Origin of the sequence: Paeniglutamicibacter quisquiliarum (genome assembly GCF_019084045.1) — a bacterium.
In the GTDB taxonomy this organism is placed as follows: domain Bacteria; phylum Actinomycetota; class Actinomycetes; order Actinomycetales; family Micrococcaceae; genus Paeniglutamicibacter; species Paeniglutamicibacter quisquiliarum.
Map to the genome: position 1 here is coordinate 32,996 of NZ_JAHRED010000008.1, position 21,640 is coordinate 54,635.

The 21,640-nt window shown below is 69.9% G+C and carries 17 protein-coding genes; 6 read left to right on the forward strand and 11 right to left on the reverse strand.

The window, feature by feature from the left end:
* Positions 1-130: 130 nt before the first annotated feature.
* Together KRR55_RS14435 and KRR55_RS14440 are read right to left on the reverse strand one after the other, a co-directional pair.
* Complete coding sequence (locus tag KRR55_RS14435) at positions 131-1,483, reverse strand: class I SAM-dependent RNA methyltransferase (RefSeq protein ID WP_217389819.1); 1,353 nt, start codon at positions 1,481-1,483, stop codon at positions 131-133.
* Positions 1,480-3,528 (reverse strand): APC family permease, encoded by a 2,049-nt coding sequence (locus KRR55_RS14440; RefSeq protein WP_336245129.1) that lies wholly within the window; start codon positions 3,526-3,528, stop codon positions 1,480-1,482. The genes KRR55_RS14435 and KRR55_RS14440 overlap by 4 nt, the downstream gene beginning before the upstream one ends.
* A gap of 158 nt (positions 3,529-3,686) precedes the next feature.
* On the opposite strand from KRR55_RS14440, the gene KRR55_RS14445 reads away from it, so the two are divergent.
* Positions 3,687-4,370, forward strand: coding sequence for a potassium channel family protein (locus KRR55_RS14445; protein ID WP_217389820.1), 684 nt, complete (start codon positions 3,687-3,689; stop codon positions 4,368-4,370).
* Entirely contained in the window at positions 4,370-5,041 is a 672-nt protein-coding gene (locus tag KRR55_RS14450; protein ID WP_217389821.1) for a potassium channel family protein, read from the forward strand. Before KRR55_RS14445 ends, KRR55_RS14450 begins: the two co-directional genes overlap by 1 nt.
* A gap of 14 nt (positions 5,042-5,055) precedes the next feature.
* On the opposite strand, the gene KRR55_RS14455 is transcribed toward KRR55_RS14450, so the two are convergent.
* The 4 genes from KRR55_RS14455 to dut are packed head-to-tail and all read right to left on the reverse strand — an operon-like array spanning position 5,056 to position 7,561.
* Positions 5,056-5,781 carry a DUF3159 domain-containing protein gene (locus KRR55_RS14455; protein WP_217389822.1) on the reverse strand — a complete coding sequence of 242 codons (726 nt, stop codon included), beginning with the start codon at positions 5,779-5,781 and terminating at the stop codon, positions 5,056-5,058.
* Positions 5,782-5,835: 54 nt separating this feature from the next.
* Positions 5,836-6,225 (reverse strand): hypothetical protein, encoded by a 390-nt coding sequence (locus KRR55_RS14460; protein ID WP_336245130.1) that lies wholly within the window; start codon positions 6,223-6,225, stop codon positions 5,836-5,838.
* Positions 6,226-6,247: 22 nt separating this feature from the next.
* Positions 6,248-7,042: a DUF3710 domain-containing protein gene (locus tag KRR55_RS14465; RefSeq protein WP_217389823.1), complete on the reverse strand. Its 795-nt coding sequence runs from the start codon at positions 7,040-7,042 to the stop codon at positions 6,248-6,250.
* Positions 7,043-7,090: 48 nt separating this feature from the next.
* The gene (gene dut, locus KRR55_RS14470) at positions 7,091-7,561 is read right to left on the reverse strand and encodes a dUTP diphosphatase (RefSeq protein WP_217389824.1); all 471 of its coding nucleotides are present in this window, start codon (positions 7,559-7,561) and stop codon (positions 7,091-7,093) included.
* 135 nt (positions 7,562-7,696) lie between these two features.
* Between dut and KRR55_RS14475 the strand changes: the two genes are divergently transcribed.
* Positions 7,697-8,248, forward strand: a complete 552-nt coding sequence (locus KRR55_RS14475; protein WP_217389825.1) for a DUF3093 domain-containing protein — start codon at positions 7,697-7,699, stop codon at positions 8,246-8,248.
* Between the two features lie 100 nt (positions 8,249-8,348).
* Here the strand turns inward: KRR55_RS14475 and KRR55_RS14480 are convergent, their stop codons facing one another.
* Positions 8,349-8,657 carry a DUF4193 domain-containing protein gene (locus KRR55_RS14480; RefSeq protein WP_217389826.1) on the reverse strand — a complete coding sequence of 103 codons (309 nt, stop codon included), beginning with the start codon at positions 8,655-8,657 and terminating at the stop codon, positions 8,349-8,351.
* Positions 8,658-8,989: 332 nt separating this feature from the next.
* Between KRR55_RS14480 and sepH the strand changes: the two genes are divergently transcribed.
* Positions 8,990-10,081, forward strand: a complete 1,092-nt coding sequence (gene sepH, locus KRR55_RS14485) for a septation protein SepH (protein WP_217389827.1) — start codon at positions 8,990-8,992, stop codon at positions 10,079-10,081.
* 99 nt (positions 10,082-10,180) lie between these two features.
* Here sepH and KRR55_RS14490 read toward each other — a convergent pair whose 3' ends face one another.
* The 3 genes from KRR55_RS14490 to KRR55_RS14500 form a co-directional block, all read right to left on the reverse strand.
* Positions 10,181-11,365, reverse strand: coding sequence for an alkaline phosphatase family protein (locus tag KRR55_RS14490; RefSeq protein WP_217389828.1), 1,185 nt, complete (start codon positions 11,363-11,365; stop codon positions 10,181-10,183).
* 24 nt (positions 11,366-11,389) lie between these two features.
* Positions 11,390-12,067, reverse strand: coding sequence for a DUF5998 family protein (locus KRR55_RS14495; protein ID WP_217389829.1), 678 nt, complete (start codon positions 12,065-12,067; stop codon positions 11,390-11,392).
* Between the two features lie 72 nt (positions 12,068-12,139).
* On the reverse strand, positions 12,140-14,842 hold the full coding sequence (locus KRR55_RS14500; RefSeq protein ID WP_217389830.1) for a bifunctional acetate--CoA ligase family protein/GNAT family N-acetyltransferase: 2,703 nt from the start codon (positions 14,840-14,842) through the stop codon (positions 12,140-12,142).
* Between the two features lie 125 nt (positions 14,843-14,967).
* Between KRR55_RS14500 and KRR55_RS14505 the strand changes: the two genes are divergently transcribed.
* Both KRR55_RS14505 and KRR55_RS14510 read left to right on the forward strand, forming a co-directional pair.
* Positions 14,968-17,625 carry a DNA gyrase/topoisomerase IV subunit A gene (locus KRR55_RS14505; RefSeq protein ID WP_217389831.1) on the forward strand — a complete coding sequence of 886 codons (2,658 nt, stop codon included), beginning with the start codon at positions 14,968-14,970 and terminating at the stop codon, positions 17,623-17,625.
* 120 nt (positions 17,626-17,745) lie between these two features.
* The gene (locus KRR55_RS14510) at positions 17,746-18,264 is read left to right on the forward strand and encodes a hypothetical protein (RefSeq protein WP_217389832.1); all 519 of its coding nucleotides are present in this window, start codon (positions 17,746-17,748) and stop codon (positions 18,262-18,264) included.
* Between the two features lie 16 nt (positions 18,265-18,280).
* Here KRR55_RS14510 and cydC read toward each other — a convergent pair whose 3' ends face one another.
* The gene (gene cydC, locus KRR55_RS14515) at positions 18,281-21,634 is read right to left on the reverse strand and encodes a thiol reductant ABC exporter subunit CydC (protein WP_217389833.1); all 3,354 of its coding nucleotides are present in this window, start codon (positions 21,632-21,634) and stop codon (positions 18,281-18,283) included.
* Positions 21,635-21,640 lie beyond the last annotated feature (6 nt).

The window sequence follows — 21,640 nt, forward strand, 5'->3', positions numbered from 1 at the left end:
ATCCAGTTAGGCGATCCTAACTGAGTTTACCTGTGGTTTATTGCGGCAGAGCTATAGACAGTCTATCCCCCGCCGCCCCTACAACCCCGCCAACCCGACATTTTCGAGCCGGACGGAGTCACATCATCGCCTAGTGGCGGACAAAGAGTCCCACGGTTTCCATGTGGTGCGTGTGCGGATAAAGGTCGATGACATCGACCTCTTCCAAGCGGAACCCCGAGGCCATGAGATCGGCCGTGTCACGGGCAAATGATGCAGGATCGCAGGAAACGTAGGAGATCTTCTTAGCGCCCGAGCGCACCATCGCGGAAACGGCGGTCTTGCCTGCACCGGTGCGCGGCGGATCAAGCACAATCGAATCCAGCTTGGCCTTGCGCGTATTCAATTCCCGCGACAAGGTCTTCTCGACCCGCCCCTGGGAAATGATCGCCTGCGGGAATTCGCGCAGGTTCTTGACCGCGTCCTTGCTGGTTCCGGGGGCGCCCTCGATGGACAGCAGCATGCCGTCATCGCCCACCGCCTTGGCCAGGGGCGCGCTGAAGAGACCTGCCCCGGCGTAGAGGTCGGCGATGCGCGTCCCGTAGCCCGGCGCCAACTGGCTCATCACGCGCTCGACCAGGGTGACCGGGGCCAGGCGGTGGATCTGCCAGAAGCCCTCGCCGGTGATCCGGTAGTCGTGTCCGGCCACGGCCTCCGAAAGCCAGGTGCGCCCGCGCAGGCGCTGCAGCGCGCCGCGGCCGTCGGCCACCGAGCCGCCGACCTGTGTGACGGAGGCCGCGGAAACCCCTTCCGGCAGGCGCTTGGCCGCACGCCCGGCGGCCCCGGCGACGGTGCCGTCCTCGACGAAGAGCACCAGCACGCCGGAGTCCTCCCCCGAGCCGACGGCAACCTCGACGCGGCTGATGCCCACCAGAGGCAGCTCCCAGAGCTTGAGCTCGTTGATCTTCGGGTGCGCCAGCGGCATTTCCTTGACCGGTACCAGGTCGTTGGAGCGGAAGGGGCTCATGGCCAGGCGGCCCTTGGCATCGACGGCGAACGCCGTGCGGGTGCGCCAGCCCAGCGCGTCCGCGCTCTCGCCTTCGGGGGCCCGCACCGAGGTGAAGCCGTGTTCGGCCGCGTTGATGCCGCCCAGGCGTGCCAGCTGCTCAACGAAGATCTGGCCCTTGATGTCGCGCTGAGCCTCCAGGGAGATGTGCCCGAACTCGGCGCCGCCCACCGGCAGCGCACCGCGTGCGGCGGCGTGCAGGGAGTCGGCCTGGGTCCAGAAGTGCGGCACCCGGTGTTCGGAGGCCTCGTGGACCTCGACGACGTCGCCGCGCCAGAAGCGGGCCTTCTCGCCGTCGTCGCGCACGGCGACGGACACCAGCTCGCCCGGGATGCCGTGGCGCACGAAGATCACGCGGCCCTCGTGTCGGGCGACGGTGTGGCCGCCGTGGGCCGGTGCGTCGAGGCGCACCTTCAGGATGTGTTCTGCGGGGCTCATGGCTTGTCTTTCAGCTTGGAAATCGGGGGTGATGCCGGAGGTGTCTTGGTCTTGGGGCCGGCCGAGCCCTCTTCGGTGGGTCCCAGGAAGGTCGAGACGTCGGAGGAGGCCAGGCGCCAGGGCACCGAGGCCACCACGACCCCGGGCTCGTAGTGCAGGCGGTTCTTGATGCGCATGGCGGTCTGGTTGTGCACCAGCTGCTCCCACCAGCGGCCCACCACGTATTCGGGGATGTAGACGACGATCAGGTCGCGCGGCGAATCGCGCTTGATCGAGCGGATGTGCTCGATCAGGGGCGCGGAGATCTCGCGGTAGGGCGAGGCCAGCACCGTGATCGGCACCGGGATGCCCAGGGCCTCCCATTGCCTCAGCGTCGCCTCGGTGCGTTCCGAGTCCGCGTCCACCACGATGGCATCCAGCTTCGAGGGGCGCGCGGCGCGGGCGAAGGCCACGGCGCGCAGCACCGGCTTGCGCAGCGTGGAGACCAGCACCAGCGCGTGGACGCGGGCCGGCAAGGCGGTGGCGGAGTCGTCCCCGCCGATGGCAAGTTCCTCATCGACCTGCACGTAGTGCCGGTGCAGCGAGTCCATCATGAGGAACAGCACCGCGATGCCCAGCACCGCAAGCCAGGCGCCGTGGACCAGCCGCGTGCCCAGCACGATGACCAGCACCGCGGCGGTGAGTGCGAAGCCCGCCAGGTTCAGCAGCCGCGAGCGGTGGATCCGGGCGCGCACGCGCTTGTCCGGGGTCTGGGCCAGCTCCCTGCCCCAGTGCCGGATCATGCCCAGCTGGCTGAGCGTGAAGGACACGAAGACGCCCACCACGTAGAGCTGGATCAGGGTCGGCACGTGGGCATCGAACACCCAGATCAGCACGATGGCGGCAATGGACAGGGCCAGGATGCCGTTGGAGAACCCCAGCCGGTCCCCGCGGGTGCGCAGCTGCCGCGGCAGGTAGCCGTCGGTGGCCAGGTGGGAGGCGAGGTTGGGGAAGGAATTGAAGGACGTGTGCGAGGCCATCAGCAGCACCGCGACGGTCAGCGCCAGCACCAGGTACAGGCCCAGCGAACCGGGACCGAAGATCGCCTCGGCCAGCTGCCCGAGGACCGGGTGCTGGATGTAGTCGGCCGGGATCGGCCCGCCGTCCAGGCGCAGGCCGGTGGCGGGGTCCTCGACGACGTGGACCCGGGCGGCCCGCGCCAGGTACATGGTGCCCAGGGTCAGTGCGCCGGCAAAAAGGCCCAGCAGCAACAGCACCGTCGCCGCGTTGCGGGCCTTGGGCGCGGCGAGGGTGTGGACGTTGGAGATCGGGACCTCGACGCCGGTTAGCGCGGCGGATCCGGTGGAGAAGGCGCGCAGCACCAGCAGCACCCCGGCCAGGCCGGTGAGCCCGTGCGGGTAGTCGGGATCGGGAACGACCTCGAAGCCTGCGCTGGGTGCGCTGCCCAGGGTACCGGTGGCGGCAAGGATCCCGCCGGCGGCCAACATCACCAGGACCACGCCGATGAACAGGTAGACCGGCGCGGCGTTGCCGATCTTGGACCTGCCCCGCCCGCGCAGGTTCAGCACCGTCAGGACCACCACCCCGGCCGTGGCAATCCATGCCTGGCTCCCGGCCATCGCGGGGAACGCGGCAACCACGTAGTGCGAGGCCGAGGAAATCGACACCGCCACGGTGAGCACGAAGTCAACCAGCAGTGCCGCGGCCACCGTGGTCCCGGCCCGCGGGCCCAGGTTGACCGAGGCGATCTCGTAGTCGCCGCCGCCGGAGGGGTAGGCCTTCACGGACTGGCGGTAGGAGGCGATGATGACCAGCATCACCACCATGACGGCCAGGCCCACCGAGGGCGAGAACGCCATGGCGCCCAGCCCTGCCAGCGCCAGGGTGAGGATCACCTCGTCCGGCGCATAGGCGATGGAGGAGAGGGCGGAGGCGGAGAAAATCGGCAGCGCAAGGCGCTTGCGCAGCGGGGCCTGCTTCAGGCGCTCGGTCCTGAAGGGGCGCCCCACCAGAATCCGCTTCAACGCGTCGAGGAATGAAAGCACGATCCAAAGCTAGCCCCCTTTGCCCGCACCTGTCATACACCACACCGTCGGCGGCGACGTGAAGAATCACGCATCGGGGACCCGAATCGTGAAAGACTGGTGCACGAACCGTGCCGCGGAGGACCGCAGGCAGCTCGGTGGGAACCAAAGGATGGATCATGGCGCACTTCGTCATCATGGGCTGCGGACGGGTGGGAGTGACCCTTGCCCACACACTCGACGACGCCGGGCACTCGGTGGCGATCATCGACCAGGACGACCGGGCCTTCCGCCGCCTGCGCCGCAGCTTCTCCGGCCTGAAGGTCTCCGGGGTCGGCTTCGACAGGGAAACCCTGGAGCGGGCGAAGATCTCCGAGGCCTACGCCTTTGCCGCGGTCTCCAGCGGCGACAACTCCAACATCCTGGCCACCCGGGTGGCCCGCGAGACCTACCACGTCCCGCACGTCGTGGCCCGGATCTACGACCCGGGACGTGCCGAGATCTACCAGCGCCTGGGCATCCCCACGGTGGCGGCGGTGCGCTGGAGCTCCGACCAGGTGTTGCGCAGGATCCTGCCCGAGCACTCGCTCCACGGGGACTACCGCGAGGCCTCGGGCCGATTGTTCCTCGGCGAGGTGAACATCCACGAGGGCTGGTACGGCTACGGACTCGAGGAGCTCGAGGCCGCCGCCCCGATCCGCATCGCCTACCTCTCGCGCTTTGGCGAAGGCGTGCTGCCGGTGCCCGGCATGCGGCTGCAGCAGGGCGACATCGTCCACGCCATGATGCCGGTGGACGCCGGCAAGGACATCGAGAAGGTCCTCTCGGCCGCCCCCAAACCAACCACGGAGCAAAACGCGTAATGAAGGTCATGATTGCCGGAGCAGGGTCGGTGGGCAGCTCCATCGCCAAGGAATTGATCAGCCACGGGCACGAGGTGCTGCTCATCGACGAGAAACCCGAGGTGGTCTCGCGCGCCGGGGTGCAGGGGGCCCGCTGGCTCTTCGGGGACGCCTGCGAACTCTCGGTGCTCAAGGAGGCCAGGCTCGAGGAGGTCGACGTGGTGGTCTCCGCCACGGGCGACGACAAGGTGAACCTGGTCGTCTCCCTGCTGGCCAAGAGCGAGTTCGGGGTCGGTCGCACCGTGGGCCGGGTCAACAACCCGAAGAACGACTGGATGTTCGACGACGCGTGGGGCGTTGACGTCGCGGTGAGCACCCCGCGGCTGATGACGGCCCTGGTCGAGGAGGCCGTGGAGGTCGGCGACCTGGTGCGGCTGATGACCCTGCAGTCGGGCGTGGTCTCCATGGTGGAGTTCACCGTCCCGCATGATTCGACGATGATCGGGCGCACCATCGGCTCGGTGCCGTGGCCGGCCGGGGCGACGGTGGTGGCGATCCTGCGCGACGACGTGCCGCTGGCACCCAGCCAGGACGACGTCATCGAGGGCGGTGACGAGTTGTTCTTCGTGACCACGATCGTGGCCGAGGACGAGCTGCGCACCGTGTTGCGCGACGCGCGCGTCGATTCCTAGCGGCATCGGGCCGGCTAGGCGCGGGGTCCCGGCGTCGGCCCGGCGGTCGTTGCCTTCTGCGGCCGGGAGATCATCCAGGCGATCCACAGTCCGGCCGCGTAGAGCGGCACTCCCATGGCCAGGCGCGCCGCGCCCAGGGCCGGGACATTGTCGGCCAGGTACAACGGCACCTGGACGGCCAGCCGGGCGGCAAAGACCGCCACCACGATCCAGGTCGCCCAGGCATACTGCCGGGCGCGAAGCCGGTGCTCCCGCCATTGCATGTTTTCCGAGCGGATGAACCCGAAGATCACGCCCATCAGCGGCCAGCGGACCAGGATGGAAACGACCAGCGCGCCGCCATAGGCCAGGTTCGTGTAGAAGCCGGGGACGTAGTAGTCCTTCGCCTCCCCGGTGACCCGGGAGAAGACCGCGCAAATGGCCACGCCCGCCAGGCCGGTCAGCGCCTGGGCGAGGGTCCCGCGGCGCACCAGGCGCAGCACGGTGAACACCAGGGCCACGGCGACCGAGGCGATCAGCGCCGTGTTGAGTTGCTGCCACAGCGTGAAGATGACCAGGAAGACCAGGCCGGGCAGCAGCGACTCGACGAGCCCCCGCACCCCGCCAATGGTCTTGAGCACGTCGATCTGGCCGTCGTCGCGGCGTTCGATGCCGGCGTTGGCGCCGATGCGCCGGGCCACGTCCTCGGCACCGGGGCCGTGCTCCTGCGGCTGGGGCGTTTCTTCGTTGTGCTCGCTCATGGCGTTCGGTTGTCCTTGGGGCGACTCGAGGGTGTGATTCGGCGGTGCGCGGCGCTAGCGGGCGGTGCGCTCGGGGAGGATCTCGTAGCGCGGGTTGAAGACCGTGGGCACCAGGTCGATGGGCGCGACCATGCCCTGGTAGCTGATCCGGGAGCCTGCCACGAGTCCCGGGACCCGGCGCTGGCCCACGAAGACCAGCCGCAGGTGCGGCACCGCATTCCGGCGGCCCCCGGGCGGGGCCGGGTGGTCAACGACCGTGACGGTGAAGGCCGGGGCCTGCGCCGGGGGAAGGATCGTCATCGATTCGACATAGCCGCGGTGGGAGATGCGCCCGCGCACCGGAAGCTCCGCCAGCGACGCCAGCGGCTGGATTCCCTCCCCCGCCGGTTCGCCGGGCTGCTTGGCGGCTTCGTCCCGGGGGGCCTGCGGCCGCTTGGCCTTCACCGGTTTGTCCTTGGGCAACGGATCAGCCGATCTGCGTGATTTCCGGGCCGCGTTCGGGACGCTCGGTGCCGGGCTGCTGGTCCGCGTCCGGCCGGGCCAGGGCCCCGGAGGGCACGGTCAGCGGCAACAGCTCGGTGGGGGGCATCGGCGTGTCGCCGCGCACCACCACGACCTGGGCCAGGGCGTCCTCCATGGTCTTGGACTCGGCCGTGTCGGTCAGCGCGGCCCCGCCGATGACGGCGCGCAGGAACCAGCGCGGCCCGTCGATGCCCAGGAAGCGCAGTGCCACGTGGCCCTGGCGTCCGTCGGGGGCCGCCTGCGGGACGCGGGCGAGCAATTCGTTGCCGAAGCGGCCGGGCACCATTTCGGTTTCCCCGCCCTGGTCGGCGATGCCGGTGGCGATCTGGGTGGAAATGCCCGGCCACAGCTCATCGGTCTTGGGGGCGGCGAAGACCTGCAGCTGCATGCGCGAGCCGCCGATCTCCAGGGCCACGGCGATGACGCGCTGCGTGGATTCCTCGACTTCCAGACGCAGCTGCAATCCGGGAACCGGCTTGATCAGCAGGGCGCCCAGGTCCAGGTAGCCGTCGTGGTCCTCGAAGTCGTCCCCGTCGAACGGTCCCCCGGTGCGTACCGGCGCGGTGCGCGCGGAATCCGCGGCGGCCGCGGGGCCGCCCCGGGGTGCGGCCTCAGGGGCGTCCGCCGTAATGTCGCCCGCGGCCTGCCCGGGCTTGCTGGAGGCGGCGGCGTTGAGCCCGGCGATGGTCTGCTCGGGCTGCGCTTCGGCGCCGGCCTTCTTCTTGCGCTTGAAAATCATGGAAGTTGCCTTCTTGCTGTATCGACCGTGAGATTTCGGTGGTCGGCCCTAGTGGCTGCTGTTTGCGGTTTCAAAGCCACCGGTGGAACCAAAGCCGCCGGCGCCGCGCGAGGAGTCGTCCAGGTCCTGGACCTGGATGAAGTGGGCCCGCTCGACCTTCTGGATCACCAGTTGGGCGATGCGGTCCCCGCGCTTGAGCACGATCGGGGTGGCTGCATCCGTGTTCAGCAACGTGACCTTCAACTCACCACGGTACCCGGCGTCCACGGTTCCCGGCGCATTGACCACCGTCAGTCCGTGCTTCGTGGCCAGGCCCGAACGCGGGTGGATCAGCCCCACGTAGCCCAGGGGCAGGGCCAGGGAGACACCGGTGGGCACCAAGGCCCGCTGCCCCGGCGCCAACGTCACGTCCTCGCGGGCACACAGATCGGCACCCGCATCGCCCTCGTGTGCATAGCTCGGGACCGGGAGGTCCGGATCAAGCATTTTCAGGGCGATATCGACTCTCGATTCGGACATGTATTTTCCACTCCAGGGGGTTCGGGATTGAGGTGCCGGCCGCGTCGCGGCCTCTGCCGTTCCCCATTAACTCTAGTCCCTTGCGCGCCTGTGCGCTGGCCGGGAGGCGACACCCAACCGCCTATGCTTGTGGGTATGGCCGAGAACCCTTCACCACAGCACCCTGCCCCCGTCCACTTCCGCGAAAGGCTCTGGCCTTCCTGGTGGATCTGGGTCGTGACGCTGGGCCTGGGCGCCACCGCCGCCGTCGCATTCATGCCGGTGGGCATCGGCTGGGGCGTGGTCGCCGGCATCATCGCCCTGGGCCTGATTGCCTTTGCCCTGGTCATCAGCACCCCGACGATCGAGGTCCGCGATGAAACCGTGCGCGTGGGTCGTGCCACCATCGAACGCGAGTTCATTGGCGACGTCACCGGATACCGCGGGGCGGCCGCCTACCACCAACGCGGTCCGGGCCTGAACGGGATCGCCTACATGTGCATCCGCGGCTGGATCGACCCGGTGGTGCGCATCGGGATCACCGACGAGCGCGACTCCACTCCGTACTGGCTGACCTCGACCCGGCGGCCCGAGGAGCTCACCGCGGCCCTGGGCGGGGTCATGGTGCAGTACCGCGAACCGGTGGAGAGCAGCGAGGCGGAAGCCGGCAGCTCCCCCGACGCCACCGACGAACCCGGCACCGCATAGGCCACCGCGCCCCGCAGGAATTGCCACAGCGCCCGCCACCCGTTTCGGGTGGCGGGCGTTGTGGCGTGCGCCGTGCGCGGGCAGTGCCCGCGCACGGCGCCTAGCCCTCGCAGTCGGTGCAGTAGAGCAGGCCGTCCTTCTCCAGGGCGATCTGCGAGCGGTGCCGCACCAGGAAACAGGAGGCGCAGGTGAACTCGTCCGCCTGCGCCGGCAGCACCATGACCGCAAGCTCTTCGCCGGACAGGTCGGCACCCGGCAGCTCGTAGCTGTCGGCCAGGGCCGCCTCGTCTTCGTCAATGAGGTTCGAGGCGTTGGTGTTGGTGTTGCGCTGCGCCTTCAGCTCGGGCACGGCCTCGGGCTTCTCATCGTCTTCGGCATGCTTCCGAGGTGCATCGTAGTCGGTTGCCATAATTGCTGCTTCACACTCCGCTTGGTTCAAGCTGTTGTTCGTATCGGGTCGCCCCGGGGTCCGGTTCCGGCCCCCTGGTCAACCCACGCGTATGGATGCGCTTATGATGCAACGCAGAATGACGCATTTTTGTGCCCGGTCGGGAACCGACTGTTCATCATTGCATCTTCGGGTCCAAAGGCGGGATTTTTTACCCGGTTTAACCGACTTTTCCGCAGCTCCGTGGGAATAATCATGAAGCCGGTCCGCGCCACACCAATGCACCTCTTAGGTAATTGACCCTGCAGGTGGCAGAGTTTTAGTCACAACACGACGGTTTGTGGAGGATAGTCATGCGTCAACTCCGACTGGTGGGAATCCACGAGAACGGTGAGAGCCTGCACCTGAGCAGCGATGACGGGAACAGCTACGTGCTGCCCGTCGATGAAGCGCTGCGCAGTGCATTGACTCGAGCAGCCCGGGCCGATCGTTCGGAGGCCCAGGCCGCGCCGTTGTCGCCTCGCGACATCCAGTCCCGGATCCGTTCCGGTGCCACGGCGGAGGAAGTGGCGGCCATTTCCGGCATGTCCCTGGAGCGCATCATGCGCTACGAGGGCCCGGTGCTGGCCGAACGCGAATACATCGCCTCCCAGGCACGCAACGTGGAGGTCTCCGCCCCGCAGACCCACGACGGCTACCGCAGCATCTTCGGCGAGGAGCCGGCAAACCTCGGCGAGATGGTCGCCTACCGCATCCACTCCCTGGGCATCGACAACGAATCCCTCGCCTGGGACGCCTGGCGTGCCGCCGACGGCTCCTGGGAGGTCGTCGCCCGCTTCGACCTGCCGGAAACGGACGCGAGCATCGCCCTGGACTCGGGCGCCGAGGAATCGATGGCCCGGTGGTCCTTCCACCCCAACCGCAAGTCGCTGCAAAACGCGAACCGCTGGGCACAGGTCCTGAGCGAACTCGAGCCGCTGGACGCGCCCGTGGGCGCCCGCCGCCTGACCGCCGTCGCCGACGACCCCTTCGATGTCGAGGCGGACGGGGACGACGTCGACTTCGAGGCGGCGGTTGCCGATTCCGAACAGCTGCTGGACGCGCTCAGCGCCCGCCGCGGGCAGCGCCTGGGGATCGATGAGGAGGGCGACGATGCCCTGGCCGCGATGCTGTCGCGCTCCCCGCACCCGGACGACGACCCGCGTCTGGCCGGCCCCAAGCCCCAGGACGACGGGCTGCCCAGGCTCTACGACGGCGTCAGCACGCGCACCACATCCATCTCCCTGGTGCCCAACCTGCGCCCGGAGGCCCCTGAAGCCGGGGAAGGACCCGAGGATTCCGAGCCCGCCACCGATGAGGAGGCCGGCGGCAAGAAGAAGGCCAAGCGCTCCTCGGTGCCCAGCTGGGACGAGATCGTCTTCGGGCGGCGCAACAACAACGACTGATCCCCGCGGCGACACCGCCGGCGCGGAAAAGGCCCGGTCCCGGCAAGGATTTCCTTGCGTGGACCGGGCCTTCGCTTTGCCGCGCTACTGCCTGCTGCGCTACTTCCGGGATCCCGGGCGCGCCAAGGTCAGCAGCGGGACCTCGCACTCGGCGCGGGTGAGCGAGCCGTGCTGGCCGATCATGGTGAAGGCCGCCGGCTTGACCCGCCGCCCGTCAAGGAACGCGATCTCCTCCGCGGCCAGGATGAGCAGGTCGCCGATGCGTTCGCGCACCGCGTCGTCCACGGGGCCGAAGAGTCCCAGGTCGATGGCTTCGTCGCGGCCCAGCACCCAGGCCTTGGCACCGAAGCGTTCCCGCCAGGCCTCGGCCACCGCCTCGCGCTGCGCCGGCGGGGTCTGGGAAGCGAAATGCAATTGCACCCCGCGCGGCTCGCCGGCGGTGAGTTCGACCCCGTCCACGAGCTCCGGGAACTCGGAGTAGTCGATCCGCCATTGCTCGTCCACGTCGACCATGCCGTGGTCGGCGGTCAGCAGCAGCAGCGTGCCGGCCGGGACCCGGGCCGCCAGGGTGCGCATGACCGAGTCAAGGTCCTCAAGTGCGTTGCCCCATTGCGCCGAGTCCTTGCCGTAGCGGTGCCCGGCCTTGTCCAGCTCGTTGAAGTAGCAGTAGACCAGGGAGCGGGGATTTGCCGCCAGGATCTCGCAGGTGGCGCGCACCCTGGCGTGCGGGGATTCGGCGGCCGTGAAAACGGGTCCGCGCAGTGCGGCCTTGGTCAGTGCCGAGTCCTTGAATTGGGACAGGGACACCGTGGCGGTGTGCACCCCGGCGGCTTCCGCCCGCTCGAACACGGTCGGGTGCGGCTGCCAGGAGACCGGGTCCAGGTCCCTGGGCCAGCCGCCCAGCTGGTTCACGACCCGGCGGCGCACCGGGTCCACCACGTCGTAGCCCACCACCCCGTGCTGCCCCGGCGGCAGGCCGGTGCCCATGGAGGTCAGCGAGGCCGCGGTGGTGGAGGGGAATGACGCGAGCAGGGTCTGCGAGTTTTCCATGAGCTTGCGCAGGAACGGGGCATGTCCCCCGCGGGCCTTGAGCAGGGCCTTGCCCAGTCCGTCGACCATCACCACGGCGATGCGGTTCGCCGCCGGAAGCCCGAGGGCGTTTTCAAAGCCCTCGACGCCCAGGGCCGCCGCGGCGCTGGGCAGCAGCTCGGCGATGGTCCTGCTGCCATAGGGCGGGGCCGCCGGCAAGGCGGTGGCCGGGGTTCTGCGAGTGCTGGTTGCCACGAGGCCGTGTTCTCCCTTGTGGCCTTAGCCCTGGTGGGTGTTTCGACCGAAGCGCGAGCCGACCCGTCCGCGCACCTCGGCGGCCGGTGCCGGCGCTGCGGCGGGCCGTGCCTCGGTGCCGCGGGGGGCCGAGGCACGGCGCATGGCCTTGGCAAAGCTGCGGGCGGCGGTCACTGCCTTGACGCCGTCGGCCTCGGCGCTGACGCGCAGCACCAGGTCCTCCTGCTGGGAGGTTCCGGTGTAGCCGTGGTCGGCGTCGCACGCGGGGTCGGCACAGCCGGCCGGTGCCAGGTCGATGCGCTGGGCACCGGCCCAGGCGATGCCCAGGGTCAGTTCCTTGACCATGTCCCCGCTGCGGTAGTTCTGCGGCTGGTGGTAGACGTAGCTGGTGGCCACGGTGGTGACCTTGGACAGCTGGACCAGCTCGGTGGAGACCTGGGCCATGACTTCCTTGCCCTTCTCGTCCAGCTGCTGGTCATCGACGTGGGCCACCAGCAGCACGTCCTCCGCCAGCACCAGGACGGTGATGTGCCGGTGCACCTCGTGCTGGTCGAAGTGGGTTTCCAGGTGCACCAGGTGGGCGCCGGTTGCCCGGCCGTCGAGGGCCTCGTCGATGATGTCGGCAACCATTTTGGGGTAGAACCCGGCACGGTCGAGGTCAGCTTGCAGGTCGGGGCCCGTGGCCGAAGAAAGGGGGGTCATGCCCTCCAGTCTACCCAAGGGCGCGAATCGGCTGGTTCCGCCCGGCGCGGCACCCCGCCCGCGGGCACGGGGTCACTGGCTCATGGCACGGCGTGCGGAATCGGTGCGCTGCTCCGGGTTGCCCAGCCACAGCTCGACGGCCAGCACGGTCGTGCCGTCGGCGGCGGCCATCACCGGGTTGATTTCCAGCAGGGAGACCTCCGGGTGGTTGTCCTTCAAGGTTGCCACGCGGTTCAGCAGGTCCTCCAAGGCACCCAGGTCCACGGCCGGCAGCCCCTGGTAGCCGCGCAGGCGGGCGGCGGCCCGGGGTGCGCCCACCAGGTCGGACAGGTCGGTATTGGTCAGCGGCGGGATGCCGTGGGCCCAGTCGTCCAGCAGGTTCACCGCGTCCCCGGCCAGCCCAAAGGAGACCACCGGACCCAGCAGCGGGTCCTCGACGGCACGGATCACACAGCCCTGGCCGGCGGGGGCCATTGACTGGACCTCGAGGTCCCTGGCCGCGTACGGGGCCAGGACCTCCCGCATGTGCCCGATGTTTGAGCGCAGGGAAGCCTCGTCGGTGATGTTCAGCCTGACGCCGCCCAGATCCAGACGGTGGCGCAGGTGCTCGTCGCGGGCCTTGAGGGCCACCGGGAAACCGAGCCGGGTTGCCGCGGCCACCGCCTCGTCGCTCGTGTCAAAGCGCGCCGATTCGAGGACCTGGATCCCGTAGAGGCCCAGCAGCTGCGCGGCCTTGGCCTTGGGCAGCCGCAACAGCTCAACCCCCTGCACCGACGCCAATGCATCCTCGATGAAGTCCTCGGCGGCCGCCACGTTGATGCCGGCCGGCTCGGTGACCTCGCCGTGTTCGCGGGAGCGCCACGTCGCGTAGCGCACGACGGCCGCCAGCGCGTTCACCGCCACGCCCGGGCTGGAGTAGCAGGGCAGCTCGAGGGCGTGCCCCTGCGGATCCGTTCCGGCATCGAGCAGGCCATCGGCCAGGCTGGCGGCATCGATGATGCCGGGGAAGACCGCGACAACGGTTTTCCCCGCCGCCGCGGCTGCCTCGCGAATGCAGGTGGCCAGGACCGCGGTACCCAGCCCGGGCGTGGGCAGCAGGGTGACGATGGCGCAGTGGACCGCGGGGTTTGCCAGCGCACGGTGCAGGGCGGCGGCGAGGCGGGGCAGCGCCTGCGACTGGCCGTCCTCGAGCGTGATCTCGGCATCCGACACCACGACGTCGAGGCGGTTCTGCTCCGCCGCGTCCGCCACCACGGAGGCCAGCGCATCGGAGTTGGAGAGCACGGCGAGCCCGTTGCCGGCCGGCAGCACCTGGGAGGCAACCACCTGGGCGATTTCCATCAATTCCTCGTTGGTGCGGACCCGGATGACCCCGGATTGGCGCAGCATCGCATCCACCGCCGCGGTGGGCGCCTGGGTGGTGCGCACCGCATGGCCCGGGGGCAGCCGCAGCCCCATGACATCGGACTTGGCCACAATGACGGGCTTGGAGTGCGAGAGCCGGCGGGCAATGCGGGAGAACTTGCGCGGGTTGCCGAAGGATTCGAGGTACAGGCCCACGGCGCCGGTGCCGGGGTCGTCCTCCCAGAACTGCATGGCGTCGTTGCCCGAGACATCCGCCCGGTTCCCGGCCGAGACGATCGAGGAGACCCCGACCCCGCGACGCACCGAGGCCGCATAGAGCAGCACCCCGATGGCGGCGGACTGGCTGAAGAGCCCCAGGCTGCCGTGCTTGGGCATGCCGGGGGCCATCGAGGCGTTCATGGACGTTGCCGGGTCCGTGTTGACCAGGCCCAGGGATGCCGGGCCGATCACGCGCATGCCGTTGCCCCGTGCCAGGCGCACCAGCTCGCGCTGGCGCAGCAGCCCGGCCTCACCGTCCTTTTCGAAGCCGCCGGTGGCAATCAGCAGGCCCTTGGCCCCGGCGCGCGCGCACTGCGTGATGACCTGGTGGATCTGGTCCTGCGGCACGGCGACGACGGCGAGGTCGACGGGGCCCGGGACCTCGGCCACCGTGGCGTAGCTGCGCATCCCGCCGAGTTCGAAGGCCTGCGGGTTGATCCCGTAGACGGGTCCGGTGAATCCGCCCTCGATGATGTTGTGCAGCAGGGTGTGGCCGATGGTGCCCCATTCGCGGCTGGCTCCGATGACCGCGATGGAAGCCGGGGCCAGCAGGCCGGCGAGCGATTTGGCCTCGGCGCGGTGCTCGCGGGATTCCATCACCGCACGGGACTTCTCCGTGGGGTCGATGGGGAACTCGAGCATCACCACGCCCTCGTCGAAGTGCCGCTTGACCGCGTACCCGGCCTCGGCGAAGACCGTGAGCATCTTCCGGTTCTCCGGCAGCACCTCGGCGGAGAAGCGCTCGATGTCGTTTTCCCTCGCCGCGGCGGCCAGGTGCTCGAGCAGGATCGAGCCCACGCCCATGCCCTGGTAGGCGTCGGAGATGTTGAAGGCGACCTCGGCGTCCGCGGGGTCATCGAGCCTGTCGTAGCGACCCACCCCGATGATGTCCTCGCCCCGGATGACCACGAAGGCGACCCTGTCGACGTGGTTGACCTCGGTGAAGCGCTTGAGCTCTTTGGCGGTGAGCGAGGATTTGTACGTAAAATAGCGCATGTAGACCGAAGCCTCGGATTGTCCCCGGTGCATTTTTTGCAAATTGTCGGCGTCACCGGGTTGAATCGGGCGTAGATGTGCCGTGGATCCGTTTCGCAGGACAACGTCCGCTTCCCAATGGGACGGATATTCACCGGGTTTACGACCATCCACCATAGGCTTAGCCTAGCGGTCGGCGTTGCGCGAGCACTTGGACCGACGCGCCGGAACCGCAGCACGAGATGAAACCCGACCTTGCCCAAGGTCGGGCATCAGTACCGAATCGAGGATTCACACCAAATATGGCGCGCAAAAAGCCCGAACCACTGCCCGCAGACTTCGTGGAGCACATCGTTGACATCGATGTGACCAAGGAAATGGAGGGATCCTTCCTCGAGTACGCCTACTCGGTGATCTACTCCCGCGCCCTGCCCGATGCCCGCGACGGGCTCAAGCCGGTGCAGCGGCGCATCCTGTACATGATGTCCGAGATGGGCCTGCGCCCGGACAAGGGGCATGTGAAGAGCGCCCGCGTGGTCGGCGAGGTCATGGGCAAGCTGCACCCGCACGGCGACACCGCCATCTACGACGCGATGGTGCGCATGAGCCAGGGCTTCGCGCTGCGCCTGCCGCTGATCGACGGGCACGGAAACTTCGGTTCGCTGGACGACGGGCCGGCGGCCCCCCGCTACACCGAGGCGCGGCTTGACGCCTCCGCCGTGGCGATGACCGCGAACCTGGACGAGGACGTCGTGGACTTCGTCCCGAACTACGACAACCAGTTCATGCAGCCCTCGGTGCTCCCCGCCGCCTTCCCGAACCTGCTGGTCAACGGCACCACCGGCATCGCGGTGGGCATGGCCACCAACATGGCCCCGCACAACCTCGGCGAGGTCGTCGCCGCGGCCCTGCACCTGATCGCCCACCCGGACGCCGACCTGGCCGCCATCATGAAGTTCGTCCCGGGCCCCGACATGCCCACCGGCGGCAAGATCGTGGGCCTGGACGGCATCCGCGACGCCTACCGCACCGGACGCGGCACCTTCAAGACCCGCGCCAAGGTGGAGCTGGAGCAGATCACCGCCCGCCGCGCCGGCCTGGTGGTCACCGAGCTGCCCTACATGGTCGGCCCGGAAAAGGTCATCGAGAAGATCAAGGACGCGGTCAACGCCAAGAAGCTCACCGGCATCGCCGACGTGGTCGACCTCACCGACCGCAACCACGGCCTGCGCCTGGTGATCGAGCTGAAGAACGGGTTCAACCCCAACGCGGTGCTGGCGGCGCTGTACAAGTTCACCCCGATGGAGGATTCCTTCGGCATCAACAACGTGGCCCTGGTCGAGGGCCAGCCGCGCACCATGGGGCTGCTGGAGCTGCTCACCGTCTACGTCGAGCACCGGCTGCTGGTGGTGCGCCGGCGCACCGCCCACCGGCTGGCGAAGAAGCTTGACCGCCTGCACCTGGTCGAGGGCCTGCTCATCGCGATCGTCGACATCGACGAGGTCATCGCCATCATCCGCTCCTCGGACGAGACGGCCCAGGCCCGCGAGCGCCTGATGGCCATCTACGACCTCTCCGAGCTGCAGGCCAACCACATCCTGGAGCTGCGGCTGCGCCAGCTGACCAAGTTCTCCCGGCTGGAGCTGGAGAAGGAGGCCGAGGAGCTGCGCGCGGCCATCGAGGAGCTGAAGGCGATCCTGGACTCCGACACGCTGCTGCGCGAAGTGGTCTCCGGCGAGCTGGCCGAGATGGGCGAGAAGTTCGCCACCCCGCGCCGCACCGTGCTGCTGGAAACCGAGTCCGGCTCCCCGCTGAAGGGCACCTCCATGCCCGCGGTCGCGGGCACCGGCAAGGCAGCGCCGCTGAGCCTGGAGATCGCCGACGACCCCTGCCGGGTGCTCCTCTCGGCCACCGGCCAGGTGGCGCGCACCGGATCCGCCGAACCGCTGGACGGCGCCGGGGCACGGGTGAAGCACGACGTGCTTTCCTCCGTGGTGGCCACCAGCGCGCGCGGCGAGATCGGCGGGATCACCTCCACCGGCCGGATGCTGCGGCTGCAGGTCGTGGACCTGCCGATGCTGCCCCCTGCCCACGGCTTCCCGCAATTGACCGGCGGGGTGAAGGTCGACGAGTTCGCCCAGCTGGCCAAGGGCGAGAAGATGGTCGCACTGGTGCCGCTGGATGCCGTCGTGGCCCTGGGCACCGCCAACGGCGTGGTCAAGCGGCTGAGCCCGGACTACCCGCTGAACCGGGACGAGTGGGAGGCCATCACGCTCAAGGACAAGGACACCGTGGTGGGCGCCGCGGTGGGGCCTGACGGCGCCGACCTGGTCTTCGCCACCCGCGCCGCGCAGCTGCTGCGCTTCGCCGCCTCCGCGGTGCGCCCGCAGGGCCGCACCGCCGGCGGCATGGCCGGCATCAAGCTGGGCGCCGATGACAAGGTGATCTTCTTCGGCGTGGTCCCCGCGGACGCCCAGGCACCGGTCTTCGTCTCCATCGCCACGGGATCCAACACGCTGCCGGGCACCGCCTCGCACTCGGTCAAGGTCACCGACTTCGCCGAGTACCCGGCCAAGGGCCGGGCTACCGGCGGGGTGCGGGCGCACCGCTTCCTGAAGGGCGAGGACCACCTGGAGCTGGCCTATGCCGGCGCCGGGCCGGCCCGGGCGTCCTCCGCCGCCGGCGTGGTGCGCGCCCTGCCCACCGAGTACGCCAAGCGCGACGGCTCCGGGGTCCCGCTGGCCCAGGGCATCGACCTGCTCGGCGGCACCCCGGCCTCCGAGGGAACGGATGCGCAGGATGCCCCGGCACCCGCGGGGCAGCTGCCGCCGCCCGGCTCCTCCGGGCGCGCGCCGCTCGCAGCGCCCACCGAGGACAGCGTGCCCTTTGCCGATTCCGGGGCGGTCGAGGTCGAGGCCGCCCGCCGGGTCGCCATCCAGGACTCGCTGCTGGACGGCTAGCAGCGGCGAACCGCCAACCGGCGTGGTCCGGGGCCGCCCCGGACCACGCCGGCATCCCCGGCCGGGTCCTGCGGGCCATGGACCACCGGGCGTTTGATCCCCGAGCGAAAGAGGAACCACATGATCCAGGAACCATTGGTCTTCGTGGGGATCGTGCTGTTTGCCGTGGTCTTGGCCAGTTCCGTGGGCCAGTGGTCCACGCGCCGGCCGAAGCGGGACCGGATGAACCCCGAAGCGATCCGCCAGCCGAAGGTCCTGGCCGTGGCGGGCTGGCTGGTTGCGCCGGTCGGGCTGCTGCTCGTGCTCTCCGCAATCGCCGGCACCTCCGACCCGGAGGACCGCATGCCGATGCTCATCATCGGCATCTTGCTGCTCGCCACGGCTGCATTCCTGGTGGCCACCTACCTGAACTCGTACATCGTCATCCGCGATGACGAGATCATCCAACGCACCATCTTGCGCCGGCTGCGCACCATCCGCTACGACAACATCGACAAGTGCCGGAGGCTCCGCAACGGCCCGGTGCCGCTGCTCAAGCTGTGGGGCTACGACGGGGTCGTGATCCGGTTCCAGGCTTCCGCCTCCGATGCATCCCCGGTTCTCGCCGCCCTCAAGCGACGCCAGACCCCCGGCGCCTGAGGGTATCTTTCCGGGCTCATGCCGGCACCGCGACCCGGTGCGCCGGATCCGCCAGGTCCAGCACCGCGTCGCCCAGGGCGGCGACCGCTGCGTCGTGGGTGACCAGCAGCACCGCCTGCCCGGTGAGCGCGGCACGCAGGTCGGCCACGAGCTCCACGGCCTCGTCCGCACCCAGGTGGGCGGTGGGCTCGTCCAGCAACAGCACCCCGGCCCGGGCCACCAGGGCGCGTGCCACGGCCAGGCGCTGGCGCTGCCCGCCGGAGAGGTGGTGGCCGCCGGAGCCGATCCGCGAGTCTAGCCCCGCCGGCAGCGTGGCGAGCCAGGAACCCAGTCCCACCCGGGCCAGCACCGCTTCCAGCTCTGTGTCCCCGGGCTGGTCCCCGGTGTCCCGGCCCAGGGCCAGGTTGGCGCGCACCGAGGAATCGAAGAGGTGCGCTTCCTGCGGGCACCAGGAAACCCGCGCCAGGTCCCCCGCGCGTGCCGCCGCCCAGGGACCGCTCCCGCGCCGGGCCTGCAGCGTTCCGGCCAGCGGTTCCAGGGCGCCGAGCATGGCGGCCAGCAGCGTTGACTTCCCCGTTCCCGAGGGCCCTGTCACGCAAACCCAGCGGCCGGGTACCAGCTCCACGTCCAGGCCCCTGAGCACCGGGCTGTTGGCCACCCAGCCGATGTCGGCGCCGCGCAGGCGCATCCCCAGGGCACCGGCGGTGTCCGCCGGCGCTGTGCTCGCGTCAGTGCCCGCGCCGGAGGGGGCCGGCTTTCCGTCCGCGAGGTTTGACCAGACGCGGCGCAGCACCGCATCGAGCTGCGGCAGCTGCTGGATGGCGATGGCGGTGTTGGCGATCGGCTCGCCCAGGGCCAGCAGCAGCAACCCGGCGACGGCCGCCTGCTCTCCCCCGGTGCCCACCGTCATCACGGCCAGCACCGCCGCCGTGGCGGACAGCAGCGCCGCGCCGCCCTGGGCCAGCCCGGCGCCGCGTGCCGCAGCCCGCAGCGATGCCGTGGCGGCGGCGTCCTGGTCGGTGAACCTCTCCAGCGCGCGTTCCGCTGCCCGGTTGGCGCGCAGGTCACCTGCCGCGCGCAGCAGCGTGGGCACCCGCGTGCCGAGCCACATGCGGTGTTCGGCCACCTCGGTGGTGCTGCGCTTTTCCACGGCCAGCACGGCCAGCGGCAAGCCGATGAAGGCCGCCGCCCCCAGGCCGAGGGCCAGCGGCAGGGCTGCGGGCGCCCAGAAGCCGATCCCCACGGTGACGGCAGTCCAGGTGGCGATTCCGGCCACCGGCGGCACCAGGACCCGGGGCACTGCGTCGCGCACCTCGTCGACCTCGGCCACCAGGTGCCCCAGCGCCGCGCCCGAGCGGGTGATCCTGCCCCAGCTGTGGGGCCGGGCCACCAGTGCATCCCAGAGGCGCTGTCGCAGCGTGGAGGCGAAACCCATGACCGCGTCGTGCACGCGCAATTGTTCGGCATAGCGCAGCACCGCGCGGCCGATGCCGAAGGCGCGCACGCCCACGATGGCAACCATCAGGTGCAGCATCGGGGGCTGGTGGCTTGCGGAGACGATGAGCCAGCCGGAGATCCCGGTCAGTCCGGCGCCGAAGATCGCGGCGGCCGCGGCCAGCAGCAGGCCCGGGACCATGCCGTGGCGCAGCCACGGCATGGAGCCCAGCAGCCGCCAGTGCGCGGCCCGCGCGCCGGTGCCCCGGCTGTGCCCCTGGCGTTCTGCGCCCGGGATTCCGGGAGCCGCCGGGGATTTTGGGCCCACGGAATCCGGTGCAGGCTCTTCGGCGGCCGATTGCCCGGCGGCGTGCCCGTCGCGCAGCTGCGTGGCCAGGGCACGGTCGTGGGTGGCCACCAGCAGCGCGCATTGCCCGCGCAGGGCACAGAGGGAACGGCGGATGCCGGAGGCGGATGCCTCGTCAAGGTGCGCCGTCGGCTCGTCGGCCAGCACCAGGTTGACCCGTGGATCGGCCGCCACCCGGGCGAGCACCCGAGCCACGGCGAGGCGGCGCAGCTCGCCAGGGCTGCAATCGACCAGGTTCCGTGCCGCCAGGTGGGAGATGTTCGCCTCGGCCAGCACCGAGTGCAGCATCGCCGCGGAGAGTTGCTCCCCGGCGTGCAGCCGGATTTCCTGCTCCACGGTGGCCTCGGTGAACAGCGGGTGCTGGGAAATGTATGCCATGCGGGAGCGGTCCACCCTGATCCGGCCGGTGGTCTCGGCCCCCGGCTCGAGCTGCCCGAGGACCGCATGCAGCAGCGTGGTCTTTCCGCTCCCGCTGGCGGCATCCAGCACGTGCGCGGATCCGGCGGCCAGCGCCAGGTCCAGCTCCCTGACCACCGGTTCGGTGCGTTCGGCGTGCCGGATGGAGAGGTTCTCCAGCTCCAGCACGCGGGAGGCCGAGGCGGGTGCCGGGCCGGCGGTTTCGCGGGCGCCGGCGGGATCCGACCCGATGAATCCCTCGCTGCGTTCCAGGGCCTCGACCCCGTCCTCCGAGGAGTGGAAGGCCGCTCCCAGGGCGCGCAGCGGCAGGTAGCATTCGGGGGCCAGGATCAGGGCCACCAGCCCGGCCTCCAGGCCCATGTGCCCGTAGACCAGGCGCACGCCGATGAACACGGCAACGACCGCCACCGAGATGGTGGCGATGAGTTCCAGGGCGAGGCCGGAGAGAAATGCGGTGCGCAGCGTCTTCATGCTGGACTCGCGATAGTCCTCGGATACCCGGGCCAGGGCGCGGCCCTTGCCCTCCGCCCGGCGCAGGCCAATCAGGGCGGGAAGTCCCTGGGCCAGTTCCAGCAAATGGTTCGAAAGCCGGTCCAGCCCGGCGGCGGCCGCCTTGATGCGGTCCTGGGTGTGCAACCCGATCAGGATCATGAAAACCGGGATGAGCGGTACCGTCAAGACGACGACCAGTGCGGAAACCCAGTCGGCGACCAGGATCCGGACCCCGACGAGGATCGGGATGACCAGCGCCGAGACCAGCGCGGGAAGGTACTTGGTGTAGTAGTTGTCCAGCCCGTCCAGCCCGCGGCTGGCCAGGGCCGCCAGCGCGCCGTGGCCGGGGTCGGTGGCCGCCGCCCTGCCCTCCAGGCCCGCGGCCAGGAGCCGGGCACGCAGGTGTTCCTTGGCCCCGAGCCCTGCCCGCTGGGCAGCGAATTCCGTGCCCCACACGGCCGCGGCCCGCAGCATCGTTCCGCCCAGGCCGAACACCAGCAGCCGCTGGACATCGAGGTCGATTCCGGCCGCCAGTTGGCTGATCGAGGTGGCCAGGGCGTCGGCAACCAGCACCAGGCCAACGGCCTTGAGTGCGGCGAGTCCGGCCAACAGGGCCAGGACCTTCCGGGAGCCGGTCCCGGCGGGAAGAGCGGGTTTCATGGCGGG